Genomic DNA, 8,611 nt, shown 5'->3' on the forward strand with positions numbered 1-8,611 from the left:
AGTCGGGAATGAGATGGACCGTCAAAGGCGCCAATGCGATTATCGCCCTGCGCTGCTGCCAAATCAGCGGCCGGTGGGAGGAGTTTTGGGGAAATCGGGCAACCGGGTGAGAAGTTTACCCATAAATTTGTCTCACACCCGTTTTTTGACAAATTTGACAACCCGCTTTTTACGCGGTAACCTTTTTACATAGGATGTTTAATTAAACAAAAGGAGTATCGAGCTTTGAGCAATCTCATTCCTGAGGCAAACATCCCGATTTCGATTACCAATCGGGCTAAAAATCCGTTAAACCATATTGAAACCACGTTGAAGGAGGAAGTGATTGGCCAGGACTCCGCCATTGTCGCGATTCTCAACTCGCTTTTAAGAGCCTCAACGGGGTTTCGAAATGCCGACCGGCCTATCGCCACGCTATTTTTTTCTGGTCCAAGCGGCGTAGGAAAGACGGAAACCGTCCGCGCGCTGGCCAAGGCCCTTCATAACAATCCAAAAGCCTGTATAAAAGTCGACTGTTCAGAATATAGCGAAGGCCACACCATCTCTAAACTTATTGGAAGTCCTCCGGGTTATATGGGAAGCGACCTCCCCGTGGTTTTAGATAAACAGGAAATCGAAGGGCGCAACTGGAATATTATCTTATTCGACGAAATTGAAAAAGGTCACACTTCACTCCATAATCTTCTTTTGCAAATTATGGATGAAGGCGTTGTCACCTTAAGTCGAAGGACCAAAGGAAATGACGCAAAGGTTAATTTTTCCTCAACCCTGCTGGTCATGACCAGTAACGTCGGATCCAGAAAAGTATCCGAGGTTTTGGAAGACCAATATATCGGGTTTAAAAAAAAGGAGAATTATCAAGCGCTCGCCCAAATGGTTAATCAGGAGGTACAAAAGGAGATTGAAAAACACTTCAGCCCCGAGTTTAGAAACCGGGTCTCGGAGTTTGTCATTTTCCATCCCCTTTCCGAAGACTCTCTTTTAAAAGTGTTAGAAAAGCATCTCAATCAAATCGGCTCTCGTTGCGCGACAAAAGGCTTTGCGCTCCATTTGAGTGATAAGGCAAAGACCTACTTAATCCAAAAGGGAACCAATCTCGAACTGGGAGCCCGGCCCTTGCTTCACCTCGTTGAAAAAGAGGTTGAAGCAAAAATTGCCGAATATTATGCCTTAGGGGAGATTCAGGCGGGAGATTATATCGTAGGGGATTTAGACCATTCTGAAATTGTTTTTAGACGGGCAGAGCGGGTGTCAATCACCGTCAAAGCCGATTTTTCCACTTTAGGAAATAACGATCCTCCGAAGGGCTAATGACCTTTCCTGGAATGAAGGATCCCCTGAATAAAAACCTTTCTAAGTTGATCTTTTAGCTCTTTTTCTTTTAACGAACTCAGATACTTTTCAATAAGAAATAACTCTTCCCGGGAGACCGTCTTATCATTTTGAGGAGACACGGTTTTCTCCTCGACCGCGGTTTCCACGTTCTTTTCTACCGAACCGATTTTAAAAAAAATTTCCCTCACCCAGGGTTCTCCTGCCACTTTATTAATTTTATCCGTCAATTCCTGTTTTAAGTAATTCAGCTGATTCATCCAGGCGGAACTATCAACATATAAGAATAGTTTTTTGAATTTAAGCTGGTAAGGAAGGGTGTGAGAGGCAATTTGAGGTCCTACAAAAGTCTCCCATTGGTCTATTAAGGTATAAACCTGCATTTGGGCTTCAAGCCCATATCTTTTTAATAAGGGTTTTAAAATGGAAGTAATCGGGAGAAGATAGGCCATAATAAATGTTTTTTTTAAAAAAAAGGTAGTGTAAGATAACTCAATATGGATGAAAAAGAGGTAAAAGTCAACGGCGCCAGGATTGTTTATTTTCAGGGAGGAACCGGGCCCGCTTTGGTGCTTCTCCCATCGGCGGGAGGGCGAGCGAAAGAATATAAAGATATTTTTCCCTTCCTCACATCGTTTTTTTCCGTTTACACCCTCGATTACCCGGGGTTTGGCCGTTCGGATGAGCTCAAAGAGGTGGATGGCGTGGAAAAATTGGCTGATTTTATCGTGATCTGGCTGCAAACCATCGGTATTGAATCCTTTTTTCTTGTTGGATTTTCAATGGGCGGAGCCATCGCCCTTGAAATGGCCTTAAAAATTCCTGATCAAATTAAAAAACTTTGTGTCATTGCAACCGCAGCGGGAAAAATCAATGACATTCCGATTATCAGTCCGATTGGGTTAAACCTGAAAGAAATTTTAACCTTTTTTTATCATCGGCCCGAAATTAAAGAACGAATCAAAAATGAAAAGCTTGCCAATGACGAAAAAAAGGAAATCCACCGCTCTTCACAAACATTTGCCCGAATGGTTAAAAACTCAAAAGTATTCCAAAATATTCTAACTCTTCTTCCCTCCATAGGCTGCGAAACGTTGGTTATTGGAGCGGAAAACGATTTGGTGGTCCCGATTCCTTACCAGCAGGCCATTTTTAATCAACTTCCCCACGCCAAATGGAAAGCCTATCCTGAAACCGGCCATTTTATCATTGTCGAAAGACCAAACGAATTGGCTCAGGACCTAACTCAATTTTTCAATGAATGATAAAAAAAAATCTTCCATCATAATTTCCAACAAAAAGGCGTTTCACGATTTCTTTATAGACGAAACTTACGAGGCGGGAATCTGTCTGACCGGAACGGAGGTTAAATCGATTCGGACAGGACAGGCAAACTTAAAAGATAGCTTTGCAAGAGTAGAAGAAAACGCGGTTTATCTTTATCAATGTCACATTAGCCCTTACACCCATGGGAATCGCGCGAATGTCGATCCCGTCCGGACTCGAAAACTCCTTCTCCATAAAAAAGAAATCAACCGCCTGATGGGTAAAACCATGCAAAAGGGTTTAACCCTTATACCGCTTAAAATCTACTTTAAAAATGGAAAGGCCAAAGTTGAGTTGGGTTTGGCGCAAGGTAAAAAAACTTATGATAAGCGTGAAGACCTCAAGACAAGGGCGGCGAAACGAGAAGTGGAAAAAGCTTTTAAGGAACGGAACAGGTAATCAAAGCTTGAAAAATACTCTTCTATCACTTATAATGAAAAATGAGCTATAAACAAACGGGGGCGACTGGTTTCGACAGGAGCTCTAGTATTTAAGGTTGCATGCCGAGATTCCATCGGTCTCGTTAAACAGGTGGAAAACAAGCAACTGCCAACGAAGAACTGGCACTCGCAGCCTAATTTAGGCTTGTGACGTCTTTCTCATGAGGGTCTGCGTAATGAGAAAGGCGCAATTGCAGCAGGCTGGTCCGCCTGATCCGTTGATGTCAGGCAGATGAGATCAAGTCAACTAGCCTTTTTTCTAAGCCTGTCTTTGGGCGTGGAGAGAGGCGAAATCCAAAACAAAGAATACGCATGTAGTAGCCTTAGGTTTTAGGTTCTTGGACCGGAGTTCGATTCTCCGCGCCTCCATTATTAGGGGTTCACGTCACCCCCTTCACCGGCAGAGCCGGATGAAGCTTCCCCCTCTCGCTCGCTTTGCTCACTGGCTTCAGCACCGGCAGAGCCGGTGCTCACTTATTTCATATCAGGGGCCTTCGCAACATTCACTCAATGCCCCCCGTACCCCCGCGTGAAGCACCGGCAAAGCCGGCTGCTTCATTTATTTTCAAAGCTTGCTCGCTGGCAAAGTCAGCTCGCTTCGACCCTTCTGCAGATCCGTCAATGATAATCCTTTTCGTAGTTCTCCTCATATTCCGCCTCTTTTTCTTCATCCTTGGCGGTTCGGGTGCTGTATCCAAAGAGCTTGTAAACCGGACAGATCGCCATCTGGCTGGTCACCATCGGAATGAGCGATAAGGCCATCACCCAGAGGCCGAAATGATTCAGACTGAATCCATCGAATAGAAAAAGGCCGGCAAACATCATGCTGATTCCGAGGATTCCCCGGATCGTTCGGTCTGTTCCCCCCATATTATATCGGGATGTTTTGAGACGAACAGACTCTTTGTCGGTTTGAGATTCTTTGGACAACTCCATCTCTTCTTTCCTGTTCTATCCAATTCAGGGGCCCGTCCGGTTTCACTTCGTGTAATCCTCCGATGCCCCCGAACCCCGTGTTCCGCACCGGCTAAGCCGGCTGCTTCACTTATTTTTCTATTTAATCCGTAAAATGGTGACTTTCTTCATCACAATGTCTGTGATCGGTTTGTCGTTTTGTCCTTTGGGAACGGCAACCATTTTATCGACAATCTCCTGGCCTTCAACGACCTGTCCAAAAATCGTATGGTGGCCATCAAGCCAGGGGGTTGGAACCTGTGTAATGAAAAACTGACTTCCATTGGTGCCAGGACCCGCATTGGCCATGGCAAGCCTCCCCGGTCCGTCAAATCTTAATTTGGGAGAGAACTCATCTTCAAACTGGTAACCGGGGCCGCCGATCCCGATTCCAAGGGGATCTCCTCCCTGCACCATAAAATTCGGGATCACTCTGTGAAAGATCAATCCGTCATAAAAAGGTTTTTTCACTTTTTGATGAGTCTTTGGATCCTCCCATTCCTTCGTCCCTTCAACCAGGCCGATAAAATTCTGAACCGTTTTCGGAGCTTCTTTTTCATAAAAAACGCAGGTAATCTTTCCCAACGTCGTGTCAAAGACCACATAAGTTCCGGGAGCGAGCTTTTTGTCCGCCGCCAAACTTACTCCTGGAAACATCAAGAACACCAATAAAAATGTAAAAAAACCTTTAACCATAAAAACTCCTTTCTGTTTGATAAAATATTAACCAATCTAATAATTAATCCGGCGTGCCGTTGTTAAAAACGCCGTATGCGCCACCATTCGATGGTCAGGCCTGACGCTCTGGCCATCCACTTTCCATTCTCTGACCAGCGATTCACTTACGTTAATCTGGGAAAAACCTTTTTCCCTTCTCAGGGTCTCCACCAGCTGAATGACCTGAACAATCGTAGGGAGGTAGGACAGAAACACCCCTCCCGTCCTTAAAGAAATCCTGGCATGCGGGACCACCTGCCAGGGCTCCGGCACATCCAGGACAATCCGGTCAAGGTCTTGTTCCGTAATTTCCTTGTAAATATCCTGATGTTTCAAAATGAGATTGGTCGGAGGCCCCATATACTGTTCGATATTTAATAGGGCCCGCTTCGCGAAGTCTTCCCGGGTTTCATACGAAATCAGGGTCCCGGCCGGCCCAATGCAACGAAGAATCGCCATCGAAAGAGCGCCAGACCCGATTCCGGCTTCCAGAACTGTCGCTCCGGGATAAATATCAGCCAGCATAAGGATCTGACCGGTATCCTTTGGGTAGATAATCTGCGCTCCCCTCGGCATTTTAAGAACATATTCACTATAGGTTGGCCTTAAAACCGTCATCTCTTTTCCGGAAGAAAAGACCACTTTTATCCCCTCCGGTTTACCGATCACTTCGTCGTGCGCTAAAAATTGGCCGCTATATTGAAACCGCGCCCCTTTTTTCAACACCAGCGTATAAACGCGTTCCTTGTAATCAATCAGGTGAATCCATTCCCCCTCTTTTAACTCCTTAGCTATCATAAAATTTTGGGTCCAATCCGGTTAATTCATTAACCTTAATCTGATATCACGTGCTCCACGCGGCCCGGGAAGCGGGAAATAATTTTACAATACCCGCAAACAGCCGCGGGGGTCGGTTGTCCGCAAATCGAACAGGGGCGAAGTTCCAGCGGTAAACCATTTAAAGGCTTTTTCTTTTGATTTTCAAGAAACGAAAGGTAAAACTGGTGTTTGGTCCCGGGCGAGTGATGCTCAATTAGATTCAAGGCTTTTTTATAAACCAGCATCGGCGCGCTCTGGCTCATCGGGCATTCTTCAACCACATAATCCAGCTGATTTAAAAAGGAATAGGCAGCCACTTCATATTCAGAAAGACGGTAGAGCGGTTTTATTTTTTTGACAAACCCGTCTTCATTTTTTTCAAGAACCGGGGACTGTTTTAAAAGATATTCTTCCTGCCATCTTAAGAGATTTCCCAGCAATCGGGCGGCTTCATCATCCAGGTTATGACCGGTTGCTAAAACTGTAAACCCGTTTTGGATTGCGAATCGATTAAAATGATAACGTTTAATGGTGCCGCAAGCCGAGCAGGGAGACCGGTCTAACTCCCGGGAAAGCTCAACAATCCCCATTTCATGGGCTTCTTTTAAACGATAGGAATAGAGCGTCTGTTGGAACTTCGCCGTAAACGCTTCAACTTTCTCGCTTGAACTCTCCGAATAGCCTCCAATTCCAAGATCAATATGAAGCCCGGCCGTTCGGTACCCTGAATGAATGAGAACATGCCACAAAGCAAGGCTGTCTTTTCCTCCGGACACTGCCACTAAAATCCGGTCATCGGAAGATACCATTTTGTCCTTTAATAAAGAGCGTCTGATTTGCGAAACAAAAAATTCGTTAAAACAGGGCTTGCAATATTTCGCGTTAGCCCGTGAAATCTTGATGATGGCTTTTTGGCGGCATTTCTGGCATTTCATAACGCCCCTCCTGAAATTACCGGACGGATCTCTACGCTTTCATGATCCCCGATTTGACCTTCTTCGGTGAGGAGTTCCTCTTCCCCCTCCTTTTTCAAAATAACGAGCACCGTTTCGGGAATAATTTCCAGCTCTTTTAACAATTGATCTACCTTTCTGGGGCCCTTTACCTCTTCAACCCGCCTGGGGTGGTGTAAAAACACTTTCATTGTAAAAAATCCCCTCCCACAACGCGGACTGCCAAAAGCGGATTACGGAATGTGATCAATAGGTTTAATTAACGATTTTAATTTCGGTTTTCCGCGATGTTTAAGATCTTATCCTATCGTATTCACCTAAATTATTCAACTTCTCAGGTCTTCCCAAGACCAGCGATAGACTTCGCACCCACTTATTAATCATGTCATTGCGAGCACCGAAGGGTGCGTGGCAATCTTATCGTAAAGTCTTGAGATTGCTTCACTTTGTTCGCAATGACAGCTTTCTAACTCTGTTCTTGTGGTTTTTGAGAAACTTCATCTTAATGGGAAACAATTTAAGAAAAACAGTCGATGCCCTGTGTCCTGGCATAGACGAACAGATTCGAGAAGAATTCTTTTCCAGAATGGACCTGGAATATTTTTCCCTCTTTAGCCCGAAGGAAATTGCAGGGCATCTCAAAATGTCCGGCTGTCTTACTCCTGAACATCTGGTTGAGGCCGAAATTACCCCTGCTCCGGATGGTTTACTTAACATTGCCATTGTTGCCTATGATTACTTCTCCGGGTTCTCAATCATCTGCGGGCTCTTAACCTCTTTTGGTCTTGATATTCAATCCGGCTACATTTTTACCTTTTCAGACCGCCATACCGCTGAACCCGTCCAGGAAGCCGGTTCTCCCGTTCTGACGAAAAACCGTAAAAAAATTGTCGATTGGTTCAGGGTCTCCCTCCTCAAAGGATTCAAATTTGGCCAAAACATTCAGAATCAGTTTCAAAATGAATTGCAAAAACTCCTCCAACAGCTAGACCAAAATCAACTCTTTGAAGCCCGGGCTCACATTAACCGCCGGGTGGTCGAACATCTCTCCGCGACAAAAGAGGCGTTTTCGGGACATATGTATCCGGTTAAAGTAAAATTTGACAACCGGCTATCAAAAAAATGGACGGTAATGGAAATTGTTTCAAAAAACACGCCTGCCTTCCTCTATGCTTTTTCTAACGCCCTTTCCCTGCAGGGAGTCTATATCTATAAGGTTCGGATCGAGAGTCTCGGCAAGAAAGCCCATGACCAAATTTACGTCAGTGATTCTCACCAAAAAAAGCTTAGACGGAAAAAGGATTTGGAACGGCTGAAGATGGCTACCGTTTTAACCAAACAATTCACCCATTTTTTGGCATCTGCTCCCGATCCGGCCAAAGGGATTCAATATTTCGATCAATTGGTAGAGAAGGTCATGAAAAAAGGGGTTTCTTCCTCGATCTTCTCCTTCTTAAAAAGACGAGAAACCCTTGATCTGCTTGCACGGTTTTTTGGAACCAGCGAATTTCTCTGGGAAGATTTTTTGAGAATGCAGTTTGAAAACCTTCTTCCGATTTTAAAGAATTTCAAAAAAGAACCCCTTCAGAAAAAAAAGGAAGTCTCAAGACGGGAATTGAAAAAGCTCCTTTCCGGCGGACAAAGCTTAAGCGAACAAAAAAAGATCCTCAACGACTATAAGGACCGTGAGTTGTTCCGAATCGACATGAAGCATTTGGTCTCCCCTAAAATTGATCTCATTCGATTTTCACGAGATCTATCCGAATTGGCTGAAGTGGTGATCGAACAAGCTTATCGGCTATGCAACCGGCATCTCGCCAAAAAATACGGTCTTCCCCTTCTGGAAAACGACAAAACCTGTCCTTTCGCCGTCTGCGGCCTTGGAAAATTTGGCGGACGGGAATTGGGTTATGCCTCAGATATCGAACTTTTATTGTAACTACTCAGGAGTGTCAGGGAGGAAAAAGCATTTCAGGCAAGTACGGTTGACCTGTCAGGGACTGGGAAATGGATTGCAAGAGGTTCCAGCCGTTTTTACGAGCTGTGGATAGGTAGCTTCTGATGCGGGCA

The 8,611-nt window shown here is 44.9% G+C and carries 10 protein-coding genes and 1 other RNA gene; 5 read left to right on the forward strand and 6 right to left on the reverse strand.

Translation table 11 applies throughout. The annotated features are described in order from the left end of the window. Positions 1-225: 225 nt before the first annotated feature. Complete coding sequence (locus HYR79_09295) at positions 226-1,311, forward strand: ATP-dependent Clp protease ATP-binding subunit (protein ID MBI1821889.1); 1,086 nt, start codon at positions 226-228, stop codon at positions 1,309-1,311. On the opposite strand, the gene HYR79_09300 is transcribed toward HYR79_09295, so the two are convergent. Further along, complete coding sequence (locus HYR79_09300) at positions 1,308-1,784, reverse strand: DUF721 domain-containing protein (protein ID MBI1821890.1); 477 nt, start codon at positions 1,782-1,784, stop codon at positions 1,308-1,310. The genes HYR79_09295 and HYR79_09300 overlap by 4 nt on opposite strands. 45 nt (positions 1,785-1,829) lie before the next feature. On the opposite strand from HYR79_09300, the gene HYR79_09305 reads away from it, so the two are divergent. The 3 genes from HYR79_09305 (at position 1,830) to ssrA (ending at position 3,470) form a co-directional block, all read left to right on the forward strand. Continuing rightward, entirely contained in the window at positions 1,830-2,597 is a 768-nt protein-coding gene (locus HYR79_09305) for an alpha/beta hydrolase (protein ID MBI1821891.1), read from the forward strand. Then, the gene (gene smpB, locus HYR79_09310; protein ID MBI1821892.1) at positions 2,590-3,057 is read left to right on the forward strand and encodes an SsrA-binding protein SmpB; all 468 of its coding nucleotides are present in this window, start codon (positions 2,590-2,592) and stop codon (positions 3,055-3,057) included. The genes HYR79_09305 and smpB overlap by 8 nt, the downstream gene beginning before the upstream one ends. Before the next feature lie 58 nt (positions 3,058-3,115). Further along, positions 3,116-3,470, forward strand: a transfer-messenger RNA (tmRNA) gene (gene ssrA / locus HYR79_09315). Positions 3,471-3,716: 246 nt separating this feature from the next. Here the strand turns inward: ssrA and HYR79_09320 are convergent. From HYR79_09320 to HYR79_09340, 5 genes are all read right to left on the reverse strand, one after another. Beyond that, the gene (locus HYR79_09320; protein ID MBI1821893.1) at positions 3,717-4,034 is read right to left on the reverse strand and encodes a DUF2892 domain-containing protein; all 318 of its coding nucleotides are present in this window, start codon (positions 4,032-4,034) and stop codon (positions 3,717-3,719) included. 117 nt (positions 4,035-4,151) lie between these two features. Further along, on the reverse strand, positions 4,152-4,748 hold the full coding sequence (locus HYR79_09325; GenBank protein MBI1821894.1) for a peptidylprolyl isomerase: 597 nt from the start codon (positions 4,746-4,748) through the stop codon (positions 4,152-4,154). 36 nt (positions 4,749-4,784) lie between these two features. After that, the gene (locus tag HYR79_09330) at positions 4,785-5,567 is read right to left on the reverse strand and encodes a tRNA (adenine-N1)-methyltransferase (GenBank protein ID MBI1821895.1); all 783 of its coding nucleotides are present in this window, start codon (positions 5,565-5,567) and stop codon (positions 4,785-4,787) included. A gap of 35 nt (positions 5,568-5,602) precedes the next feature. Further along, entirely contained in the window at positions 5,603-6,523 is a 921-nt protein-coding gene (locus HYR79_09335; protein ID MBI1821896.1) for an adenine nucleotide alpha hydrolase family protein, read from the reverse strand. Continuing rightward, the gene (locus HYR79_09340) at positions 6,520-6,732 is read right to left on the reverse strand and encodes a thiamine biosynthesis protein ThiS (GenBank protein MBI1821897.1); all 213 of its coding nucleotides are present in this window, start codon (positions 6,730-6,732) and stop codon (positions 6,520-6,522) included. Before HYR79_09340 ends, HYR79_09335 begins: the two co-directional genes overlap by 4 nt. Positions 6,733-7,046: 314 nt before the next feature. Here HYR79_09340 and HYR79_09345 point away from each other — a divergent pair, with 314 nt between their 5' ends. Further along, positions 7,047-8,480, forward strand: a complete 1,434-nt coding sequence (locus HYR79_09345; GenBank protein ID MBI1821898.1) for a hypothetical protein — start codon at positions 7,047-7,049, stop codon at positions 8,478-8,480. Positions 8,481-8,611: the final 131 nt, after the last annotated feature.

This window comes from Nitrospirota bacterium (assembly GCA_016178585.1).
Taxonomy (GTDB): domain Bacteria; phylum Nitrospirota; class Nitrospiria; order JACQBW01; family JACQBW01; genus JACOTA01.

Bases quoted from the DNA above. Each gene is read 5' to 3' on its own strand.
- HYR79_09300 (MBI1821890.1), bottom strand. From the start codon at position 1,784: ATGGCCTATCTTCTCCCGATTACTTCCATTTTAAAACCCTTATTAAAA.
- HYR79_09305 (MBI1821891.1), top strand. From the start codon at position 1,830: ATGGATGAAAAAGAGGTAAAAGTCAACGGCGCCAGGATTGTTTATTTT.
- smpB (MBI1821892.1), top strand. From the start codon at position 2,590: ATGAATGATAAAAAAAAATCTTCCATCATAATTTCCAACAAAAAGGCG.
- HYR79_09320 (MBI1821893.1), bottom strand. From the start codon at position 4,034: ATGGAGTTGTCCAAAGAATCTCAAACCGACAAAGAGTCTGTTCGTCTC.
- HYR79_09325 (MBI1821894.1), bottom strand. From the start codon at position 4,748: ATGGTTAAAGGTTTTTTTACATTTTTATTGGTGTTCTTGATGTTTCCA.
- HYR79_09330 (MBI1821895.1), bottom strand. From the start codon at position 5,567: ATGATAGCTAAGGAGTTAAAAGAGGGGGAATGGATTCACCTGATTGAT.
- HYR79_09335 (MBI1821896.1), bottom strand. From the start codon at position 6,523: ATGAAATGCCAGAAATGCCGCCAAAAAGCCATCATCAAGATTTCACGG.
- HYR79_09340 (MBI1821897.1), bottom strand. From the start codon at position 6,732: ATGAAAGTGTTTTTACACCACCCCAGGCGGGTTGAAGAGGTAAAGGGC.
- HYR79_09345 (MBI1821898.1), top strand. From the start codon at position 7,047: ATGGGAAACAATTTAAGAAAAACAGTCGATGCCCTGTGTCCTGGCATA.